Below are 22,038 nucleotides of genomic sequence, written 5' to 3' on the forward strand. Positions count from 1 at the left end.
ATAAGGGCCAGTGACCAAACGGTCGCGATCAAGCAGGATAACCCCGTCGAGCGCGCCGAACCAACTCCGCGTCCACACATCACAATAACTCCCCGGTCCAGCTTAGCAGCTTTTTCGGCGCGTCAAGCCCTTGCGCGGCTCGCCGCCCTGGCCCACACTTATGTTCGGAGACTGTTCGGCAGGCCGCCAGTGACGGAACCCCAGTCTCGCACGTTAAGGCCGAGGCGTGCGGGCGTCCTTCAGGCGAAGCGCCGACGATCAGTGTCGCCGAAGCATCGACCTGCACCGCGAGGCTCATCGCCACGCGATTGTCCCCGCCTTCCGAACCTGCACCCGCAAGGGGCCAAGCGGAAATAAGGGCCAAGTCAGCCCTCCTTTTGTACATGAGTTCCGATGAGAAGAAAAGGGGAACACTGTCACGACCGGTTTAGCTTGGTGTAACACCCGATCGGTAGCTTCCTCCGGGAACCGGAACATCAGCGACACTGACACGAACGTCGTGGGTTGGTCGCAAGCCCGCGCCGACGCACCGGATGTCGACCACCCCATCCTTCTGATCCGCGAACCTGCGATTTTGGGCGGGTAGGAATTGTAACTGTTCCAAATTGGTAGAAGCCAGGTCTGCGCGCGGAAACTCCGGAGCGACGCGGGAGAATCGAAATCGGGCGAAAGGTAACCGTTAAGTTGCTCCCCCTCAAACCTCCAAATTAAACACCTTCCGCGCATTATCCTCAAAGATCAGCTTCTTGTCGGCGTCGCTCAGGAAGTCGAATTTCTGGATGAAGGGGGCGATGTGGTCCATTTGCTTGCCGGTGGCGGGATCGATGGTGGAGCCGACGCCGGGGCATTCGGAGCCGAACAGGCAGCGCTCGGGGCCGACGGTTTCGATGAGCAGGCGCAGGGCGCCCTCGGTGTAGAGCACGGTATCGAAATAGAGCTTGGCCATGCGCTCGGAGAAGAGGTGCTTGGTGCGGCGCGACTGGGATTCGAAGCGGCCGAGCTGATAGGGGATGGCGCCGCCGCCGTGGCTCACCACCACCTTGAGCTGCGGAAAATCATCGAACACCGATGAGGTGCACAGGTTATAGGTGGCGATCGTCTCTTCATTGATGAAGTGCAGCGAATAGGGCGAGCGCTCGGACTGGGAGCCGGTGGCGTGGATATGCGCGGGCAGATCCAGCTCGCACAGCTTCTCGTAGAGCGGATACCAGTAGCGGTCGCCCAGCGGCGGGGCTTCCTCGGCGCCATTCTCATAGGGGTCCGGGTTGAGCAGGAAGCCCTTGAAGCCCATGGCGACGCAGCGGTCCATCTCCGCAAAGACATTCTCAATGGGCTCGCCCGCCACCTGCGGCAGGCCGGCGACCGGGATGAACATCTCCGGGATGAGCGTGCACTGGCGGTGGATGAGGGTGTTCACCTCCTCGCAGAACCAGTGGACGACGCGCGCGGGCTTGGCCGAGTTCATCATCTGGAACGGGCGCGGCGAGATGAGCTGCATGTCCGTGCCGTGATTGTGCAGCAGCTCGATGTGCCCGTCCGGCCAGGTCTCCTTGTGGTGGGCGGCGGCAATGATCTGCTCGTCCGTCACCTTGACGCTCCCGCGCCCGTGCGAGCCGCGATGCGCGAGCAGGCTCGCCTTATAGGCCCAAAGCTCCACCGGAGCGCTGACGTGACCATGGCAGTCGATGATCATCGGGTGATCCCCTTATTTCTGACGTGTCTGAAGGCTGTGATATTTGAACTGCGCGCGGGCCTCATCGAGGCGCATGCCGGTGCGGCAGGCGGCGCGGATGCTCTCCTCGGCGGCGTGGATCTCCTCGGCGGCGGCGAGGACGGCCTCCTCATGCGCCTGCGGGATGACGATCACGCCATCGGGGTCGCCGCGCAGGATATCGCCGGGGGCGACGCGGGCGCCGCCGATATTGACCGGGCAGTTGGTGACCTCGACCTGCACCCGATCCTTGCCGGTGCGCATCCAGTGGCCCTTGCTGAAGACGGGGTAGCCGAGCGCGCGGCACAGTGAGACATCGCGGCTGATCCCGTCGATCACGGTGCCGGCGAGGCCCCGGCGATGCGCGATCTCGGTGAGGATATCGCCCCAGATGGTGGCATCCTCGCGGCCGCCATTGTCGATGACGACGACATGGCCGGGGGGGACATCGTCGATATAATCGCCGACGGTGCCGGGGGGCGTCGAGGCGGGACCGCAGAGCATGGTGTAGGCGCGGCCGGCCATGCGTAAATCCGGGTCGCGCCCGGCGATCTGGTAGCACTGGCCGACGATGCCGAGCCGGTCGAGCGCATCGCTCAAGGTTGCGGTATCGAGCGCGGCGGCGCGGGTGACGTTGCGGTCGTCGGTCATTGATGGTCGCCCTTGAGCATATATTCGTAATTGGCGCCGAGCACGGCGCTGGCACTCTCGCCGGTGGCGAGGCGGCGGGTCATCTCGCCTTCGCGGCGGACGATCTCCTCCGCGGCATCGAGCACGCGGGCGATGTCGGCCGGCGCGATGAAGACGGCAGCGCTGGAATCGCAGATGACATAGAAGCCCGGTTCGACGGTGAAGTCGCCTACGGTGACGGGCACATCGGTGGCATCCTCATAGACGCGGTTGCGGGCCGTGCGGGCCGTGTAGCCTCGGCAGAAGACCGGGAAGCCGATCTCGCGGGCTTCATCCACATCGCGGGCCAGGCCTTCGCAGATCACCCCGGCGACGCCCTTGTGCTGCGCCCCGCGCGACAGGATGCCACCCCAGCAGCCGGCGTCGATGCCGGTGCGCTGCTCGACCACGATCACATCATCCGGGCCGCTGGCGTCGATGGCCGCAGCGCCCAGATGCACGGGCGGGCGATCGGCAGGGGCATTGCCGGCCTGGAGCTTCACGGTGTGGACGCGCCCGGCGATGCGGCGGCCCGGCGAGGCGGAGCGCAGCCCGGTTACGCAGCCGGCCAGGCCCAGCTTGTCCAGCGTGTCCGACACCGCGCAGGCATCCAGCTGGCGCAGCCGCGCGACATGGGGATCTGTTGCTGTCATCATCCGTCCTTTGAAAACGCGTTGGCTTATTGCCAGGCGACGAAGCCATTGGCGGTGCCGGTGCCGGCTTCCGAGCGGTAGCAGGGCTCATAGCCGACCACGTCGCCGGTGAGATCGGTGTCGAACAGCGCGCCGGCGGCGGCGATCCAGGTCTTGAGCTCCGAGGTGCCGGACTGGAGGTGCTTGTCCTCGATGGCGCAGAGCGTCTCCGCGTCACGGGTGCGCAGCGCCTCGAAGAACATGCGGTCGAAATCCTCGTCGATGACGAAGTGGCTCATCCCGCCCGAACCGAACACGGCGACGCGCAGATCCTGCTTCCAGCTGCGGATCGCCTTGCCGACCTCGCGCCCCAGCTCGAAACAGCGGCGGGCGGTGGGCTGGTTGGGCGGGAAGAAGGTGTTGATGAGGATCGGCAGGTTGGGCACGACCGCGTCGCGCATGATCTGGCGATAGATGAAGCCGAGCGAGTGCGGCGCGCCGCTCGACCAGTGGCCGGCGGGCTCGGGCAGCTTCTTGGAGACGGCAAGATCGAAGCCCTGCGGCACCAGGGACTTGCAGACGTGCATGCCGAGCTCGGGCTGGCAGGGATAATCCCGGCGCTCGGGCGGGCTGTGGCCCCACTCGGCCTCATGAATGCCCGGCGGCATCCGCGCGGCCTGCTCGGGGGTGGCGGGCTGGTCCCAGATCGTCTCGCCGAGATAGACGGTGATCGCGGGCGTCACATCCTCCAGGAACAGCTCGCGCTGGTCGTTGCCCATGATGACGGCGACATCGATCTTGGCGGCGGCGAAACGGTCGGCCATGTCGGTGATCGCGCTCTGGCAGGCGGCCGAGCGGCGCTCGCGCTCCGGCAGCGTGCAGGCCTCGGTGAGATTTTCGCCCGCGCGCAGCGTGACCAGCTCATCGAAGCTATATTCCGCGCCGCGGAAAGGGTGCTGGCGCTTGAGATCGGCCGCGACGCGCAGGGTCCATTGCTCGGGCGTGGTCGAGAGGGTCGGCCCGTGCGATGTCCACATTCCCAGCACGATCTCTGCCATGATTCCGCTCCGCTCCCAGATTGTTGCCGCTCGGGCATATAATTGTAGACTCAGTAAACAATATCGATGCGGTTAGCAACCGATGGCGGGCGCTTTCGACAAGGCTGTTCAGAGAAAGCGCGTCGGCATCATGATGGTGCGCCACATGTGCGCGGAGGGGCTGTCATCGAAGCCAAGCCCTTCTTCCGGCTGGCGGAAATTGCGGCCGATGATGTCCGTAAACTCTTCGATCTCCACGACGACATTGGGGTCGAAGGCGTAGAAATCATTGAGCGTGACGAGCCGGGCGCTCATATACCATTTGTGGTTGCGGGCGCGCTGATAGGCGCGGTCGATATGCGGATCGGGCCGGTAATCGGCGCCGAAGAAGCGGATATAGGCTTCGGGATAGTCATAGCCGACCGATTCATCGGGATAGAAGCGCACCACCTGATGCTCGCGCACCGCCCAGCTGACTTCGGGATCGACATAAGGCTCGATCAACTGCGCCGCCCAATAGCCATGATCGGCGCGGATAAAGCCGGTGACGGCGATGTCATGCAGCAGGCAGGCGAGCACGATCTTCTCGTCATGCCCGGCATCGCGCGCTAGTTTCGCGCTTTGCAGGACATGCGCCGAAGGGCCGAAGCGATGACGGAAGAAATCGACCAAAGTCGGCTTCTCCGGCATCGGTGGCAGACGCGGGTCCGGCCCCATCAGAAACGGCAGCCGGCGCGGATTGTCGATGGGTGGGCGCGGCAGGCGCGGATCGACATCGCCGGACTGGTAGAGGGTGGACTTGATGATGATCGCGTCCAGCGCCTCGCTCATCTCCTCCTCCAGCGCGTCGGCCTGCGCATGGAGGCTGTGCAGATCCGGCGCACTCATAGCGCGGCGGAGGGCTTGGCGACGGCCGGCGGCGTTGCCACCCCCTCGCCCACGCCGGTCTGCGTCGCGGCCCGCAGCCGGTCCCGATAGAGCGGCCGCACGAAGGTGAGCAGGAACGCCGCGAAGAACGCCATGGCGGCGAACAGCGCGAAGCCCCAGACATAATGGCCGTTCACATCGTAGATATAGGCGAGCGTCACCGGGCCGATGGACGAGCCGAGTGCGAAGCAGCCAGTGACGATGGGCAGAACCTTGTCCATGTTGCGCGGGCCGAAGACATGCTTGGCCAGCACCGGCCCCTCGCACACCAGTCCGCCATGGGCGAGACCCAGCGCGCAGATGAAGATGATCGCGGTGGAGAGGCTGGAGACCTGGAAGGCGAGCAGCACCATCGCGGCGATGAGCAGATACCAGGCGGCGATGCCTTTCACCGAATAGACATCGAAGAACTTGCCGGCGATGAATTTGGAGGCAAGGCCGATGGCCGAGGTGAGCGAGAGCAGCCACGCCGCCGTCTCGCGGGTCAGGCCGACTTCCTGCACGAAATAGAGCTGCATGTTCTGGAACAGGCCCTGATCCACGCCGGCTATGATCAGCACGCCGACCATGATGCCCCAGAACATCGGCTTGCGCACCAGTTCGGCATAGCTCATCGGGATGTCCGCCGCGCGCGTCGCCGCCGCCACCTCGGCACTGGGCAGCACGCCCTTGGCATTGGCGGTCTCCGGCAGCAGATCTTCTTCCGACGGGTTCTGCTTGACGAACAGGACGAGCGGCACCGAGACGGCGAGGATCGACACGCCAATCAGCGCATAGGTCATGCGCCAGCCGATCTCGGGAATGAGCGCGGCAATGACGATGGGAAAGACCACGCCGCCAGCACTCGACCCGACCAGCGCCAGCGCCCCGGCAAAGCCGACATTGCGCATGAACCAGCGCGCCACCATCAGCTTGATGCAGAGCAGCACTGCGCCCTGGCCGAGGCCAATGAGGAAGCCGGCGAGAAAGTAAGTGGCGATGGAGCTGACGTTGAGGAAGGTGAAGAAGCCCAGCGCCTGGATGATCAGCACGGTGAGGAAGACCGGCTTCAACCCGAAGCGCTGCACGGCCGGCCCGATGACGAGAATGGCGACCAGCGCGCCGGTGAGGCCTTTCCACGCATAGATGCCGGTGGCCTCGGCCCGGGTCCAGCCGAACTCCGCGATCACCTCATTATAGAGGAGCGACATGGAGTAGGTCGGGCCGCCGAAGGAGAAGAAGAAGATGATGAATCCGGCAGCCACCACCCACCAGCCGGGATAGTATTTGCCTGTCGCGGGTGTCGTGGCCATCGCCTGTCCTCTCCGTAGCCAGCCTTGCCGATTCATGCTTTTTTTATCGGCTCAGCTTCCCATGCATCCTATCGACCTGTCAACAACTCCGTTGCTTGAAACAACAATATCGGGCGCGGTCAGCCGCGGCCCAGAAAGGGCATATTGAGCGGCAGGATCGTGCCATCGACGAAGTTCACATGATCGGGCAGATCGGCCATGGCCAGCACGGCGCGCGCCGCGACATCGGCGTTGATCCGGTCGCGCGGATCGCCCTCCTGCATGTTCTGCACCAGATTGGTGCCGACAATGCCGGGGTGGAAGATGGACGAGGCGACGCCATGGTCCCGCCCATCGATGGCGAGGGAATGGTTCATGCCCGCCAGCGCGAACTTGCTCGCGGCATAGGCAATGGTGTTCGGGCGCGGCACCTGCGCGGAGAGGCTGCCGATGTGGATCATCCGGCCTGCCCCCTGTCCTTTCATGATCCGCAACGCCTCCCGCGCGCACAGGAAAGCGCCGTTGAGATTGGTGTCGATCACTTCTGACCAGCGCGCGAAGGACAGCTCGTCGGTCGGGGTATGATCGGCAATGCCGGCATTGTTGATGAGGATATCGATGCGCCCGAAGCGCGCGAGGCCGGCGGCGAACATCGCCTGCACATCGGCCTCCTGCGACACATCGCACTGCACGGCGAGCGCCTGCCCGCCCTGCGCTTCGACCTCCGCCACGAAGGCATCCAGCGGTGCCTTGCGGCGTGCGCCGACGATCAGCGAGGCCCCGGCTGCGGCAAATTCGGTTGCGATGGCCGCGCCGAGACCCGAGCTGGCACCGGTGACCAGCGCGACCTTGCCCTTGATGTAACTCATTATGCGTCCTCTCCCTTGTGGGCGGCGAGTGCACCGGCTTGCCCTCTCCCTCGTCATTCCCGCGAACGCGGGAATCCAGCTTGGACCTTGCGTCTAGGCGCAGGCGTAGACCTGGATTCCCGCGTTCGCGGGAATGACGAAGGGGTGCTAGCGCGGTGTCAGACCTTCGCTCAAACCTTCGATATCGCCTAGCCTAAGCAGGCGTCGTCGCTCTGGCCATTCAAAAGAGGATTGGACGGCGAAGTCTCAGGCCGGTTCGAACAGCAACAGGTGGCGACCATCCGGCAGCGGATGCCAATAGGGCTTCACCGCCAGCCCGGTCTTCAGCTCGGCTTCGCTGCAATGGATGACGTTGCTCATCACATTCACGCCTTCCTCCAGCGTGACCATGGCGACGACATAGGGCTCCTTGTCGCGGAACGGCGGGCGGGCGCGGCGGACGATGGTGTAGCTGAAGATCGTGCCGCGCCCGGAAACCTCGCGCCATTCCAGAGTGTCGCGGCGACCGGTGTAGATGCTCGTGGGGCGCGGGTAGAACTGATAGGCGCGGGCGACGCGATCATATTGGATGAGCAGCTTCTTCTCGCGCGTCGCTTCCCAATAGGGGCGCGAAAAGCTGCGCTCGGGCGGCAGCGGGCGATCGATATCGAGGAGATCGTTGAGATCGGCCATGCGCCTCAGCCCTCCGACGTGAGGATGAGGGCGGTGCTGGTGTTCCAGTTCCGCCCATAGGGAATGCCGCCGATGCCGGTGACGAGCGCATGGCGGCGGTCCTTCACCTGCCGCGCGCCGCCATCGCCAAAAAGCTGCCGGACCGCCTCGACGAGATTGGTGCCGCCACCCGCCAGACCGCATTGCCCGGCGGAAATCTGGCCGCCGCCGGTGTTGAGCGGCAGATCGCCGGAGAAGAGGAAATCGGTCTCGTGGATGAATGCCGCGCCCTGCCCGTGCGCACAAAAGCCGAGCATTTCTAACTGCATCATGATCGCAATGATGAAGTCGTCATAAGGATGGAAGGAGCCCATATCGCGCGGGGTGAGCCCCGCCTGCGCAAAGGCCCGCTCCCCCGCCTGCCGGTGGCCGGTGACGGTGGGATCGACAATCGCCGATGCGGCGCCGAGATTGGTGCGCTCGCCATAGCCGCGCAGCACGGCGCAGCGCGTGAGGCCGCGCTGCTCGGCGCGCTTGCGGCTGGTGACCAGCACGCCGCTGGCGCCATCGCACGGCATGACGCAATCGAGCAGGCGGATCGGGTCGTTGATCATGCGCGACTGCACATAATCATCGACCGTGATCGGCGTGCGCAGCTTCTCGCAGGCCTTGTCGTTGCGCAGGGCGTGCTCGCGCTGGGCCACCGCCAGCTTGCCGAGCGCGCGCTCGTCCAGCCCGAACCGGTCATGATAATAGCGGCTCAACATGCCGAAGGCGGCGGGCGCGCCCAGATAGCCATAAGGCGTGGTCCACTCCGCGCCATAGGAGCGCGGGCGGCCATTATTCTCGGCGACGGCGGTATCGGCGAAGAGGCACAGGACGGTGGTGCACAACCCGGCATCGATGGCCGCCGCCGCGCGGGCGACGGCGCCCACGGGCGAGGAGCCACCAATGTCCACCGTCTGGCAGAAATCCAGCTCCAGCGCGAGTTGATCGGCCGTGGTCTGCGACCAGAAGATGTTGCCGGCGCCGGTGGAAGAGGAGGAGAGGATCAGCCCGTCGATCTCGCCCTTCTCGAAGCCGGTCTGCTCCAGAATGCCGTCGAGGATCTCGGCGCCCAGCTCCCAGACGTCGACCTCGCTGCGCAGGACGATCCTGGTTTCCGCATAGCCGACAATGGCGTTATCGCGCAGCGCCATGGTTCAGCCTTTCGTCGGGTCGGAAGGCGGCGCGGCGACCTTGTTCTCGCCGCGCTCGACAAAGGCGCGGATGCGGTCGGTGCCCTCGCTGCTGCGGGCCGATCCGCCGATCAGCCCCTCGAAGAACAGCCCGTCGCTGTGGCTCATGTCGCCGATGCGGGGGAGCGCAGCGCACACGGCCCAGTTGGTGTTGGGGGCATTGCTGGCGATGCTGGCCGCCAGTTCCTTCGCCTTGGCCATCGCCTCGCCCTTGGGCACGACATATTGGCAGAGATTGGCGCGCTCGCCCTCGGCGGCGCTCAGCACGCGGCCGGTGAGCATCATGTCGGCCATGCGGGCATAGCCCATCAAGCCCTGAATGCGCACGGCGCCGCCGCCACCCACGAAGATGCCGCGCTTGCCTTCCGGCAGGGCGAAGAAGGTGCTCTCGTCGGCGACGCGGACCTGGCAGGCCGAGGCGATCTCCAGCCCGCCGCCGATGCAGGCGCCCTCCAGCGCGGCGATCCACGGGATCGGCCCGCGCGCGACGAGATCGAGCGGGACCGTCCAGCGGCCGCGCTCCCAGGGCTTGGGCGGATTGGCGCCACTCATGCGCGAGGCGGCTTCCGCCAGATCCAGCCCGGCCGAGAAATTGCCGCCATGGCCAAAGAGGATGCCAACACGCGCTTCCGACGCGGCGCGCTCGAACGCCGCGTGCAGACTCGCCATCACCTCCGTGTTGACCGCATTGCGCTTGGCCGCGCGGTTGATGCCGACGATGGCGATCTCGCCATCCAGCTCATAGGTCGCCAGCGTCTCGCTCATGGTTCAGTTCCCCTCCGCAGCGGTGATGATGAGGGCATCGACGGCCGTCAGCCCTTCCCCTTGGGGATGCACGAAGACGGGGTTGAGGTCGATCTCCTCGATCTGCGGCATGGTCTCCATCAGGCGGCCGATCAGCGCGGCGGTGTGGGCGACCGCCTGCACATCGACCGGGGGCGAACCCCGGAAGCCCTTGAGCAGCTTGGCGCTGCGCAGCTTCATCAGCTCGGCGACGATATCGTCCTGCGCCATGTCGACTGGGAGCAGGCGCACATCGCCCAGCGCCTCGACCCAGATGCCGCCGAGGCCGACCAGCACGACCGGCCCCCATTTGGCATCGCGCTTGGCGCCGATCATCAGTTCCAGGCCCTTGGGCGCCATCTTCTCTACCAGTATGCCATCCAGCACCAGACCGGGCTGGGCGCGGGCGACATTGGCGTGGAGATCGTCCCAGGCGCGGCGTAGCTCGTCGGCGTCTCGGATGCCGAGGATGACGCCGCCAGCCTCGGTCTTGTGCGCCAGCGCGCCGGCCTGCGCCTTGATGGCGAGCGGGTAGCCGACCTTGGCGGCGGTCGCCTCGGCTTCCTCCAGCGTCGTGGCGAGGCCGCCGGCGGGCACGCGGATGCCCATGGCGGACAGCAGCTGCTTGCCGAGCCATTCGGGCTGCGGGCCGCTGCCCAGCGTCGGCAAATCGGCAAAGGGCGTGTGGGTGACCGAGCGCGCCGAGCGCTCCAGCGAGCGGCCATGGCGCGTGACGCGAGACAGCGCCGTCATCGACCGCTCGATGGAGCGGCTGAGGATCAGGCGGTTGGCGCGCACCGAGGCTTCGAAATCGGGGTCCATCTCCGGCGCCGGGAAGGCCATGATCGCCGGGAGATCCTTGCCCTTGAGGCTATCGATGAACATCGGCCCATAGCCGCGCTGCGAGGCAGCCGTGCCGCTGTTGATGGCGATCAGCACGCTGCCGACATTGCCATCCGCCATCAGCGCATTGGTGCCGAGCGGGATCAGCTCCGGCTGGAAAATCGCCTGCGTGCCGAGATCGAGCGGGTTGCGCGGCGGGATGAAGACGGGGAGTTGCGGCGCCAGTTCGCTGCGGGTCTGCTCGGTAAGGGCGGGCATCTCCATGTCCAACGCCTCGAAATAATCATGGGCGATGGCGCAGAAGCCGCCCGAGAAGGTGAGCACGCCCGGGCCTTTGGTCGGCGCGACCGGATAGCGTGCCAGCAGCTCGATCACATCGACCCACTCCTCCAGCGTCTCGACCAGCACCACACCGGCGCGATCGAGATGGAGCTGCATGGTGGCATAGTCGCCCGCCAGCGCGCCGGTGTGCGACTGGATCGCGGCCTTGCCCTTCTCGCCCCGGCCCGGATGAATGGCGACCAGCGCCTTGCCGGCCGCCTGCGCGCGCCGGGCCGCGGCGAGGAAGGCCTGCGGATCGCGCACTTCCTCGAGATACAGGGCGATGACCTTGGTCGCCTCATCCTGCGCGAAGAAATCGATGAAATCCGGGATGCCGATCCCCGCCTCGTTTCCGGTGGAGACGGTATAGGCCATCGGCAGATGCCGCGCGGCGAGATTGGTGCTGGCATAGGCCATCAGCCCGCCGCTCTGCGAGACCATGGCAATGGCGGGATTGGGATCGTCCGGTGCCAGCCTGGCGACCTTGCGGGCGTTGGCAAAGCCGATGGGCAAGCCCTTCACAAGGTTGGTGTAACCGAGGCAGTTCGGCCCGAGCAGCGCGACATTGCCCTCATAGGCGATGCGGACCAGTTCATCCTGCCCCGCCCGGTTACCCGCCTCGGCAAAGCCCGAGGAAAAGACCGTGACGGCTTTGACGCCGCGCCGCACGCAGGCCTCCAGCGCGTCCTTCACACCCGCCGCCGGGAGCGTGAACACCGCCAGATCGACGCCCTCAGGCAGATCGTCGATGCTCTGCGTCACGGGATAGCCGTCAATCTCCCCCTCCGCCCGGCCGACGACATACACATCGCCATCAAAGGCGTTGAGCTGGAGATTGGCCAGCACCGTCCGCCCCGCCGTCTTGGGCTTGGCCGACACACCGATGACCGCAATCGAGCGGGGGCGCATGAACAAGGCGACCGCATCGGCTCCCCGCACAGGTTTGATCCGGGGGGAAAGATCGGTCGCAGACATAGGATCACCATTCATGCTGAGGGGGCCATGAAAAAGGGCGCGCGAGCGCGGCCCCCATATCGAAAAGCCGGACCATGGCCGGGATGCTGCTCCCGGCCACGGACCGAACGGTCAGAAGGCGAAGCGGACGCCAACCTTGTAGGCGCGGCCGATGCGGTCGTAGAAGCCGGCCACCTGCGTGCTGGGGAACGGCGGTTCCTTGTTCAGCAGATTGTTGACCACGGCGTAGAGCTGCACCTTCTTGTCGCCCCGCTGCATGAGCGTGACGTTGCCGGTCCAGTTCAGATACAGCCGCGAGGCGACGTTCATATTGCCCACCGAAATCGGCGAGGCCGCATTATAGTCGGGGTCGCCCGGCTGTACGAGCGTAGCGTCCACAATGCCCTTGTCGATCCAGCGCGCGTTGAGCGTGGTGCCCCACTTCTCCGTCTCGTAGCCCAGGCTGGCATTGAGCTGCCAATGCGGCACGCTGGTCGCGCCGGTGTTGAGGCCGGAGGTGAACCCGCCCAACTGCCCCGCGCGGTCGATGCGGCTGCCGCGCGTCTGGATGATCCCGGCGGCATTATAGGTCGGTGCAACGCCCAGCCCGTCGTCGGAAATCAGGTCAGCGACATAGGTGCCGAACAGGCGCGTCGTGACCCGGCCCGGCCCGGCATTGAAGCGGTAGACCATCTCGAAGTCCACGCCGCGCGTTTCCAGCGAGGCAAGGTTGAGCAACTGGACGGTCACGGAGTTGATTTCCGTGCTCGTGCCGGTGCCGGATAGCGAGGTGGTGGCGCAGAAGGCCCCCGGCGTGCCGCCCTGGATCTCGGCATAGCAATTGTCGATGATCTGCTGCGCCGGGAAGCTCGCGATCGCCCCGTCGATCTTGATATTGTAGAAATCGACCGAGGCCGAGAAGCCGGGCAGGAAGGTGGGCGTGAACACCGCACCGACCGTGAAGGTGTTCGCCTTCTCCGGCGCCAGCGTCTCGCTGGGCGCGAAGACCACCGTGTAGGACCGCGACACACCGCTGAACGGATTGCGCAGGGTCGACTGGGTGGACGTTACCGAGAACAGCTCCGCCGCATTGGGTGCACGGATATCCCGCGAGCGTGTCGTGCGCAGGCGGACGCCATCGACCACATCCCAGGTCGCGCCGATCTTCCACGTCGTGACGCCGCCCGACACCTCATAATTGGTGTGCCGGATCGCGCCGTTGAGATCGAACGACTTGAAGAAGGGCACGTCGCGGGCCAGCGGCACCACGACCTCGGCATAGGCTTCCTTGGTCGTGAACGCGCCTTCATAGGGCTTGGGGTTCGAGAAGTTGTACGCCCCGGCGGCCGCGAGCGAATCCACGACGCTTTCGGCGCTGTCCCGCCGATATTCACCGCCGACCGCGAGCGAGACCGGCCCCGCCCAGGTCGAGAAGGGCTCGCCGCTGATATTGGCGGCGCCCACGAACTGGCTGGTCGTGATCGACTGGAACTGCGTGCCGTTCACATAGTTGATTGCCTCTTGCGACATCGCGCCGGCGCCGAACAGGTTGAGCGGCTGGCAGCCCTGCGCCCGCGCGACGGTGTTGCGGCAGACAATCTGACCATTGGGAAGCTGGATCGCATCCAGCGCCCAGATGAAGTTCTGCTGGATGCGCATGTTGCGGATCTGCGATTCCAGCTTGTTCTGGCCATATTGGACGTAAGCGTCCCAGTTCCATCCGCTGATGTTGCCGTTCAGCCCGCCGACGATGCGATAGGTGCTGTTGAAGTTGACGATCTGGGTGGACGAGAAGTCGGGGTTGGACCGACCCATGACGAAGGACGTGATATTGTTTGCGTCCATGATCGTCGCGACCTGCGCCGGCAGGAAATAGTTATCCCGCTGGATCACCACCGCACGCGGACCGCTGACCGCGGTGTCACGCGGCATCGGGCCGGAATAATCGGACCCGGACCGGCCATAGCTCCCTTCGACAAACATGCCGACGGAGTCGCTCAGCTCATAATTGAGGTTCGCACGCACGACATAACGGTCGATCGGCAGCACCAGCGTATGTCCGAGACGGGGCGGCGTGCCCTGCGAGCTGGACATATTGTAGGATGAGCCGCCGCTCTCATTGCCATAAGTGAACGTGCCGACCTGACCGGACGCCGGGAACCAGATGCCGCGCAGGGCATCGACGCCATTGGCCGGGTTCGTATCGGCATTGTTGCCGAGAATGACGCCGCCGATGAGCGAGTTGACGAAGCGCACGCCGCTCTCGAATGAGCGGGAAGGCACGCCGGCCGGACGGTTGGCCGCGAAGGAGACGGATTCCTCGTAGCGACGGCCCCAGGCGCGATCATCGAAGCTGCCGATTCCATCGGACTTCACATATTCGCCGCCGATGGTGAAATGCCCGCGCCCGTCCGCGAAGGGGCTGCCGAATGCGAGGCCTACCCGGCGCTCGAAATTATCGCCTTCTTCGGAAAGACCCAGGGAAAGATCGCCCTTCAGGCCGGTCAGGCGGTTGTTCATGATGACGTTGACGACGCCGGAAATGGCATCCGACCCATAAGCGGCGGAGGCGCCACCAGTGACGACGTCGATCCGGTCGATCAGCACCGTCGGCATGAGGTTGAGGTCGACCTGCCCGGTCGGCACAGTCGGCACATGGCGGCGGCCATCGACCAGCACCAGCGTACGGATGTTCCCCAGCGCGCGCAGATCGGCGAAGGTCGCGCCGGAGAGGTTGGACGACTGGGTGTTCGTCTGGTTGCTGACGCTCGGGCGGAAGGACGGCACCTCATTGAGATAGTCGCCCACATTCGCCGCGCCGCGCTCTGCAATCGCCTCGGAGGTCACGACGACCAGCGGCGTGGGCGCCTGGAAGCCATCGCGCTTCACGCGCGAGCCGGTGATGATGATATCGCGCACCTGCGCATCGTTATCCTGCGCCTGGGGCGCCGCCCCATCCTGCGCGAGCGCCGGGGCAGACCCCAGGGCGACAAATGTGCACGCGGCAGCAGACGCGAGCAACCATGTTCGACGAGACATATCCCCTCCTATTTGTTGCCGCAGGTTTGCGCCTGCCGGCCTTTCATTGTGCCCGAGACTAAGCGTCATAAAGGCTGTGTCAACAACAATGATACTATATTATCTTTTGGGGTCGCCGGGTTTTAACAGGTGCGTGGATGACGGCCCAATGCCCCGGAAACCAAGGCTTGCCGGCGGCGCCCTCAATGCAAACCGCGCAGCCCTCTGCCCCGATCCGGTGACGACTCAATTGTTGCGCAAATCGATGCTAATGACAACAACATTCTCCAGCCGCTTTATATAAAGCTACTTGATATTATCTGCGAGGGCGCGATGATGGGAAGCAGAAGGAGAGGACAGGCATGTACACGCAAAGCGAGCAGGCTTTTGCCGAAGAGGTCCGCGCATTCGTGCGCGCGCAATGCCCGGCGGATGTGCGCGAGAAAGTGACCAACGCGGTCGGCATCACCGCAGCGGAGCGGCTCGCCTGGCACAAGGCGCTGCATGCGCGCGGCTGGGCGGCACCGCACTGGCCAGTGGAGCATGGCGGGACCGGCTGGAGCCCGGTCCAGACCTATATTTTCTCGGAGACGCTGGCCGAGGAAGGGGCGCCGGACCTCGGCTCCTTCGGCCTCAAGATGCTCGGCCCGACGCTGATGCATTACGGCACGCCGGAGCAGAAGGCCCATTATCTGCCGCGCATCCTCTCCGGCGAAGACATCTGGTGCCAGGGCTTCTCCGAACCGGGTGCCGGGTCCGACCTCGCCTCGCTCAAGACTCGCGCCGTGCGGGACGGCGACCATTGGGTGGTCAACGGGCAGAAGATGTGGACGACCATGGCGCATGAATCGACCATGATGTTCGCGCTGGTCCGCACCGATCCCGATGCGCCCAAGCCGCAAATGGGCATCTCCATGCTGCTCATCGACCTCAAGACGCCGGGCATCGACATTCGCCCGATCATCCTGCTCAACGGCGCCCACACCACCAACGAGGTGTTCTTCGACACTGTGCAGGTGCCCGCCGAAAATCTTGTCGGCGAGCCGCATAAAGGCTGGACCTATTCGCGCGTGGTGCTCGGCAATGAGCGGCTGTCGATCGCGCGGATCGGCCTCAACCGCCGCCAGCTGGCGCGATTGAGGCAGATCGCGGCGGAACAGGGGCTGGCCGGCGTGCCGCATGTCCGCGCGCGCATCGCCGAGGCGGCGATCGAGCTGGATGCGCTGGAGGCCATGGCCACCGCCATGCTGGACCGCGCCCGTGCCGGCGTCGCGCCGGGGATCGAAGCCAATATGCTCAAGATCAAGGGATCGGAGCTTCAGCAGCGACTGACGCGCCTGCTGGTCGAGGTAGCAGGCCGCAGCGCCGCGCCGTTCGCCCCCGACGCCGCCATGGATGGTGGCGATGCGGGCAAGCCATGGCTCGGACGCCTGTTCAAGAGCCATTTCGATACGCGCGTCGTCAGCATCTATGGTGGCTCGAACGAAATCCAGCGCAACATCATCGCCAAAACGCTTGGCCTGGGGGCAGCCCGATGAACACGACCGTGATGGACGCCGCGCCGGCAAGCGGCATCGAAGAGACGAACATTCGCGACCTGCTGCGCAACTCACTCGAAACCGTGCTCGCGCGGCACTACAGCTTCGAGCAGCGCCGCGACGCGCATGAGAGCGCCGCGCGGGAATCGCGGGCGGCCTGGGCGGCTTATGCCGAGCTTGGCCTGCTCGCCCTGACCCTGCCAGAGGGGCATGGCGGCTTCCCCGGTTCGCTGGGCGATCTCGCCATGGTCGTCGAGACGATGGGCGGCGCGATGGTGCTGGAGCCCTATGCGGCGGTGATGATCGGCGCGCGGCTGCTGGCGGCGGCCGGCAGCGAGGACCAGCAGGCGGCCTGGCTGGCCGCCATCTGCACCGGCGCGGTGCGCATCGTGCTGGCGCATGAGGAAGCCGATGGCGGCTATGGCCGGCCGATCACCGCCCACGCCACGCCCGATCCGCATGGCTGGCGCCTCTCGGGGCGCAAGGTCGCCGTGGCGGGCGGGGATACCGCAGACCTGTTCATCGTTTCGGCGAACACGGCCGGCGGTGTGGCGCTGTTTCTCGTCCCGGCGGCGGATCTGGCCGTTCGCCCGACCCGCTGTTTCGACTGGACCGGTGCCGCCGACCTCTTGCTGGACGACGTGATCGTCCCCACCGCAGCACGGCTGACCGGCGGCGAGGCAGCGCTGGCCCGCGCGCTCGATGAAGCCACCGCCCTCGCCTGCGCGGATGCCGTTGGCGCCTTGCGGGCGGCGAACGCCCTCGCTCGCGAGCATACCCACACCCGCCGGCAATTCGGTCGCCCGCTGGATGCCTTTCAGGTGCTCCAGCATCGGCTGGTCGACATGGCCATCGCGCAGGAGCTTGCCGCGCCGATTGCGGCCGCGGCCATCGCCGCCTGCGAGGCAGACGACCCGACGCCACGCGCCCGCGCGGTCTCGGCGGCGAAAGTGAAGGTCGGCGAGTCGGCCCGCTTCATCGGCGAGCAGTGCGTGCAACTCCATGGCGGCATGGGGCTGGTGCAGGAATATCCGGCCGCGCATCTGTTCGCCCGGCTGGGGCTGTTCGAGCTTTCGCATGGCGACCGCAACGCTCATCTCGAGCGCTACGCGGCGCTGGCCCTTTAAGCGCTCAGCTTAAACCCTTAGCGGCGGCTCTGGCTCGGCGAGCCGCCGCCAGTGGGTGGCGCGATGCCGTTGATGCGGGTGCCGCCACTGATCGAGCCCGTGGCACGCCGCGCAAAGTCGGCGGGATAGCTCAGCGCGGGAGGTCCGGCGGCATCGAGTGCCGCCAGATCCTCGGCCGACAGGGTGATGCGGCTCGCTGCGGCATTCTCGACAAGCTGGTCGGCATCGTTGGCGCCCAGCAGGATCGTCGCGACCCAAGGCTGCGCCTGCAGCCAGGCCAGCGCGATCTGTGCTGGGCTGGCGCCGTGGCGCTCCGCGACCTGCAGCACGACGTCCAGCACGCGCTCGGCCTTCTCGTCCAGAATGCGGGCAAGGAACGAGCCACGCCCTTCGGCATCATGATTGCTGGCATCGCCGCGCCGATAGCGGCCGCTCAGCGCCCCGCTCTTGAGCGGCGACCATGCCGCGATGCCCATGCCATAGGCCCGGGCGAGCGGCACATGCTCGACCTCGATATTCCGCTCCATGAGCGAATATTGCAGCTGCAGGCCAATCACCGGCACCAGATTGCGCCACTGCGCCAGCCAGTGCGCCTCGGCCACTTTCCACGCCGGAATGTTGGAAAGGCCGACATGCAGCACCTTGCCCGCCCGCACCAGATCATCAAGCGCACGCATCGTCTCATCCATCGGCGTCAGCGGATCGACAATGTGCATCCAGAGCAGATCGACCCGATCGGTCCTGAGCTTGCGCAGCGAGGCTTCGACGCTTTGCAGGATGGACTTGCGCCCACCCCCGCCGGCGTTGGGATCGCCATCGCGGACATTCGAGCCGAATTTGGTCGCGATCACCAGCCGGTCGCGCAGGCCGGGCTCGCCGGCGAGATAATCGCCGAGGATCGCCTCGGCCTCGCCGCCGCCATAGCTGTTCGCGCAATCGAGGAAGTTGCCACCGAGGTCGCGATATTGCGCAATCAGGCGCCCGGCGGCGGTGGCGTCCAGACTCCAGGGCTGCGCGCCGCCGAAGTTGAAGGTGCCGAGCGCGTAACGGCTCACCCGCAGGCCGGACCGTCCCAAGGTCACGAAATCGTCAAACATTCCACCCCTTCCCGATTGCTCAAACTATACTACTATATTATCTTTATGGCGTATCGCCGGATGTGAGCCAAGCGGAGACCAAAAGCAACATGAACGATCGTCTGACCGCGCAAAAGCCCATGCTTGCCTCGCCCCAGCTTGCCGCCGGCATGCTGATCGACGGGGAGATCGTGGCGGGAGAGGCGTTCATGCCGGTGATCGATCCCGCGACGGGCACTGCCTTTGCGCAGGCACCGGACGCGCAGCGGGACGATCTCGACCGGGCCGTCGCCGCCGCGCGCCGGGCCTTCCCCGGTTGGTCCGCCCGCGATGTGACCGAGCGGCGCGCCGTCATCCACCGGATCGCCGCGCGCCTGCGCGAGGTCGCCGATCCGCTGGGCGCGCTGCTCACCGCAGAACAGGGCAAGCCGTTGCGCGACGCCATTGGCGAGGTGCGCCGCGCGGCCGATCATATCGAGGCGTTGAGCGCCTTCGATGTCGCCGGCGGCGTGCTGCGCGAAGATGCGCGCGAGCGGGTGGAAATCCGCTACCGGCCGCTCGGCGTGGTGGGCGGCATCACGCCGTGGAACGTGCCGGTGATGCTGGCCACCGTGAAGATCGCGCAGGCGCTCTACACCGGCAATTGCATCGTGCTGAAGCCCTCCCCGCTCACGCCGCTCTCCACGCTCGCCATCGGGCAGGCCATTGCGGACATCGTGCCCCCGGGCACGGTGAACATCCTGAGCGGCGGCAATGATCTGGGCGTTTGGCTGACAACGCATCCGGATGTGGACAAGATCAGCTTCACCGGATCGGTGGCGACTGGCCGCCATGTGATGGCCAGCGCGGCAGGCACCTTCAAGCGCATCACGCTGGAATTGGGCGGCAACGACCCCGCCATTGTCCTGCCCGATGCGGATGTGGAAGCCACCGCCGAGGGCATTGCCCGCAGCGCCTTTGCCAATTGCGGGCAGGTCTGCATGGCGATCAAGCGGGTGTTCGTGCATCGCGCGCTCTACCCGGCGATGGTCGAGGCGCTGGCCCGCCGCGCCGCCGCCATCCGCGTGGGGCCGGGCACCGATCCGCAGAGCCAGATGGGGCCGATCCAGAACCGGATGCAGTTCGAGAAGGTGCTGGCGCTGCTCGACGGCGTGCGGGCGACTCCGGGCGCACAGATTCTCACCGGCGGCGAGCGGCTGCCCGGCCCGGGCTATTTCGTCATGCCGACAGTGGTCGCAGGGCTGGATGACGCGGCGCTGCTGGTGCGCGAAGAGCAGTTCGGCCCGGTGCTGCCGGTGCTGGCTTTCGACGAGATCGAGGATGTCATCCGCCGCGCCAACGCCACCGAATTCGGCCTCGGCGCATCGGTGTGGACGGCGGACACAGACGGCGGCGGCGCGATTGCCCGGCAGCTCGAGGCCGGGATGGTCTGGGTCAACCGGCACGGCGGCAATGGCCGCGACGTGCCGTTCGGTGGCGCCAAGCATTCAGGCTATGGGCGGGAACAGGGCGTCGCGGGGATGCAATCCTATATGGAAATGCAGGCTGTTACGATTCCGCTTGGGTGAAGAAGCCGCCGGCACGGAGGTGCTCCGCTCCCGCTCAGCCAAGCGGATCAATGACGGGCGCAGGGGGATGGTCCGGCACTTGTCCGGGTCGGCCTGTCTCATCATGTGATCGTCCGGACATGATTGTTGCCTCACCTCGTCATTCCCGCGAACGCGGGAATCCAGTAGCAACGTTGAAATGACGCGCGAAATCGATCCCCAAGTGTATCTGCTGGCGTCGCATCGCAACGGTACGCTCTATCTGGGCGTCACTTCCAACCTCATCGAAAAGCAGATCAAGAAATGGCGCAGAACCTGGAAGCTCGATTTGATCGAGCAGGCCAACCCCGATTGGCAGGATCTTGCCGTCACCCTGGGATTGAACTCGCGAGCTTGACTGGATTCCCGCTTTCGCGGGAATGACGCAGGATAGGGAGCAAACGCGCCGCTCAACATAGGGTGACAGCGCATAGTCAGCGGTTGGAATGTGTTCAGGCGGCCATTAGCTACCGGTTGCGCGTTCTGACCCGCTATCCTGCAGTGCCTTGATCCGCAGCAGATAGGCCGGGGTGACGCGCGCCATCAGAAGTGCGGCGACGATCGTCAGGGCGATGAACACGCCAAAGCCGACCAGATAGGTGCCGGTGCGATCGTACAGGTTCGCCAGCACGACCGGCCCGAAGGCCGATCCCATGGTGTTGAAGCCGGCGAGCACCGGCAGCAGGCGGTTCATGAGGCCGGGGCCATAGACATGCTTGGCGACGACCGGGCCATCCACGGTCAGCCCGCCATGCGCGACGCCCAGCACGGTGGTGAAGACGAGCGCGGTGAACAGCCCCTGCACCGGCAGCGCCAGCAGGATGGCGAGGCCGAGCAGCAGGTTCCATCCGGCGACGCCCTTCACCGAAAAGCGATCGAACGTCATGCCCGCGACGAACTTGGCGCCGATGCCGATGAGGAAGGTGAGCGACCAGGCCGAGGCAGCGACGGTGCGCGAGAGGCCGATCTCGTTGGTGAGATAATAGATGCTGTGCTGGAAGAGCGCCTGATCGATCAGCGCCGAGAGGAACGTCGCCAGCGCGATCAGCCAGAAGGCGTGCTGGCGCAGCATGGTGCGGAAGCTGATGCCGAGATCGGCCGCGCGCAGCCGGGCGCTGCTGACCTGCTCGCTCGTCCGTACCGCCTCGGGCAGCACATCCGCCTCGCTGGGGTTGAACCGCACCGACAGCGCGAGCGGGATGGAAATGCAGAAGATGCCGATGCTCAGACAGGCAAAGGCGACGCGCCAGCCATAAAGCGGAATGAGCTGGCTGGTCATCAGCGGGAACAGCACCCCGCCAAAGCTGGTGCCGATGACCGCGACGCCCGTCGCCAGCCCGACATTGCGCATGAACCAGCGCGAAACAAGCAGCCGCAGCGAAATGATCACGGCGCCCTGGCCGATGCCGATCATGAAGCCGACGACATAATAGCTCCACAGCGAGTGGACGAACAGGAAGCCCGCCAGCCCGATGGCTTCGGCCGCCATGGCGCCGACCAGCACCAGCTTGAGGCCGATCCGCTCCACCAGCGGACCGATGATGAAGATCGCCATGATCGCGCCGGTGAGGCTCTTATAGGTGTAGATGAGCGTCGCCTGGGTGAGCGTCCAGCCGAACTCCTTCATGACCTCGGGATAGACGAACGGCATGGTCAGCGGCGCGCCGAAGGCGATGAGGAAGATGAAGAACGCCTTGGCGACCACGCCCCAGCCCGGATAGCGCCAGGTCGCGCGGATGATGGCGATCTTGTCTGTGAGGCTCGCTCGACCTGCCATGCCCTCGCTC

The 22,038-nt window shown here is 65.7% G+C and carries 18 protein-coding genes; 4 read left to right on the forward strand and 14 right to left on the reverse strand.

Translation table 11 applies throughout. The features are described from left to right. Positions 1 to 694: 694 nt before the first annotated feature. The 12 genes from M2335_RS12920 to M2335_RS12975 all read right to left on the reverse strand — a co-directional run bounded on the left by M2335_RS12920 (position 695) and on the right by M2335_RS12975 (position 14,945). On the reverse strand, positions 695 to 1,693 hold the full coding sequence (locus tag M2335_RS12920; protein ID WP_181558959.1) for an amidohydrolase family protein: 999 nt from the start codon (positions 1,691 to 1,693) through the stop codon (positions 695 to 697). Positions 1,694 to 1,705: 12 nt separating this feature from the next. Continuing rightward, a complete protein-coding gene (locus tag M2335_RS12925; protein ID WP_264594934.1) occupies positions 1,706 to 2,362 on the reverse strand; it encodes an RraA family protein in 657 nt (218 codons plus the stop codon). Then, on the reverse strand, positions 2,359 to 3,033 hold the full coding sequence (locus M2335_RS12930) for an RraA family protein (protein ID WP_264594935.1): 675 nt from the start codon (positions 3,031 to 3,033) through the stop codon (positions 2,359 to 2,361). Before M2335_RS12930 ends, M2335_RS12925 begins: the two co-directional genes overlap by 4 nt. Before the next feature lie 26 nt (positions 3,034 to 3,059). Then, complete coding sequence (locus M2335_RS12935) at positions 3,060 to 4,070, reverse strand: protocatechuate 3,4-dioxygenase (RefSeq protein ID WP_264594936.1); 1,011 nt, start codon at positions 4,068 to 4,070, stop codon at positions 3,060 to 3,062. A gap of 108 nt (positions 4,071 to 4,178) precedes the next feature. Further along, positions 4,179 to 4,937, reverse strand: coding sequence for an HD domain-containing protein (locus tag M2335_RS12940; protein ID WP_264594937.1), 759 nt, complete (start codon positions 4,935 to 4,937; stop codon positions 4,179 to 4,181). Continuing rightward, the gene (locus tag M2335_RS12945; RefSeq protein WP_264594938.1) at positions 4,934 to 6,268 is read right to left on the reverse strand and encodes an MFS transporter; all 1,335 of its coding nucleotides are present in this window, start codon (positions 6,266 to 6,268) and stop codon (positions 4,934 to 4,936) included. Before M2335_RS12945 ends, M2335_RS12940 begins: the two co-directional genes overlap by 4 nt. A 119-nt stretch (positions 6,269 to 6,387) precedes the next feature. Next, entirely contained in the window at positions 6,388 to 7,116 is a 729-nt protein-coding gene (locus tag M2335_RS12950) for an SDR family oxidoreductase (RefSeq protein ID WP_264594939.1), read from the reverse strand. Positions 7,117 to 7,362: 246 nt separating this feature from the next. After that, positions 7,363 to 7,788 carry a Zn-ribbon domain-containing OB-fold protein gene (locus M2335_RS12955; RefSeq protein WP_264594940.1) on the reverse strand — a complete coding sequence of 142 codons (426 nt, stop codon included), beginning with the start codon at positions 7,786 to 7,788 and terminating at the stop codon, positions 7,363 to 7,365. A gap of 5 nt (positions 7,789 to 7,793) precedes the next feature. Further along, entirely contained in the window at positions 7,794 to 8,966 is a 1,173-nt protein-coding gene (locus M2335_RS12960; protein ID WP_264594941.1) for a thiolase family protein, read from the reverse strand. A 3-nt stretch (positions 8,967 to 8,969) separates the two neighbouring features. Next, positions 8,970 to 9,770: a crotonase/enoyl-CoA hydratase family protein gene (locus M2335_RS12965; protein WP_264574657.1), complete on the reverse strand. Its 801-nt coding sequence runs from the start codon at positions 9,768 to 9,770 to the stop codon at positions 8,970 to 8,972. Positions 9,771 to 9,773: 3 nt separating this feature from the next. Further along, positions 9,774 to 11,927, reverse strand: a complete 2,154-nt coding sequence (locus M2335_RS12970; RefSeq protein WP_264594942.1) for an acetate--CoA ligase family protein — start codon at positions 11,925 to 11,927, stop codon at positions 9,774 to 9,776. A 111-nt stretch (positions 11,928 to 12,038) separates the two neighbouring features. Then, the gene (locus M2335_RS12975; protein WP_264594943.1) at positions 12,039 to 14,945 is read right to left on the reverse strand and encodes a TonB-dependent receptor domain-containing protein; all 2,907 of its coding nucleotides are present in this window, start codon (positions 14,943 to 14,945) and stop codon (positions 12,039 to 12,041) included. Positions 14,946 to 15,286: 341 nt separating this feature from the next. On the opposite strand from M2335_RS12975, the gene M2335_RS12980 reads away from it, so the two are divergent. Both M2335_RS12980 and M2335_RS12985 read left to right on the forward strand, forming a co-directional pair. Next, positions 15,287 to 16,462, forward strand: a complete 1,176-nt coding sequence (locus M2335_RS12980) for an acyl-CoA dehydrogenase family protein (RefSeq protein WP_264594944.1) — start codon at positions 15,287 to 15,289, stop codon at positions 16,460 to 16,462. Next, positions 16,459 to 17,589 carry an acyl-CoA dehydrogenase family protein gene (locus M2335_RS12985; RefSeq protein WP_264594945.1) on the forward strand — a complete coding sequence of 377 codons (1,131 nt, stop codon included), beginning with the start codon at positions 16,459 to 16,461 and terminating at the stop codon, positions 17,587 to 17,589. Before M2335_RS12980 ends, M2335_RS12985 begins: the two co-directional genes overlap by 4 nt. A gap of 17 nt (positions 17,590 to 17,606) precedes the next feature. Here the strand turns inward: M2335_RS12985 and M2335_RS12990 are convergent, their stop codons facing one another. Further along, positions 17,607 to 18,686, reverse strand: coding sequence for an aldo/keto reductase (locus M2335_RS12990; protein ID WP_264594946.1), 1,080 nt, complete (start codon positions 18,684 to 18,686; stop codon positions 17,607 to 17,609). An 89-nt stretch (positions 18,687 to 18,775) separates the two neighbouring features. On the opposite strand from M2335_RS12990, the gene M2335_RS12995 reads away from it, so the two are divergent. Together M2335_RS12995 and M2335_RS13000 are read left to right on the forward strand one after the other, a co-directional pair. Beyond that, entirely contained in the window at positions 18,776 to 20,233 is a 1,458-nt protein-coding gene (locus M2335_RS12995; protein ID WP_264594947.1) for an aldehyde dehydrogenase family protein, read from the forward strand. 178 nt (positions 20,234 to 20,411) lie between these two features. Next, on the forward strand, positions 20,412 to 20,609 hold the full coding sequence (locus tag M2335_RS13000) for a hypothetical protein (protein ID WP_264594948.1): 198 nt from the start codon (positions 20,412 to 20,414) through the stop codon (positions 20,607 to 20,609). 105 nt (positions 20,610 to 20,714) lie between these two features. On the opposite strand, the gene M2335_RS13005 is transcribed toward M2335_RS13000, so the two are convergent. Further along, positions 20,715 to 22,028, reverse strand: coding sequence for an MFS transporter (locus M2335_RS13005; protein WP_264594949.1), 1,314 nt, complete (start codon positions 22,026 to 22,028; stop codon positions 20,715 to 20,717). Positions 22,029 to 22,038 lie beyond the last annotated feature (10 nt).

The sequence above is a fragment of the Sphingobium sp. B12D2B genome, assembly GCF_025961775.1.
Lineage (GTDB): Bacteria > Pseudomonadota > Alphaproteobacteria > Sphingomonadales > Sphingomonadaceae > Sphingobium.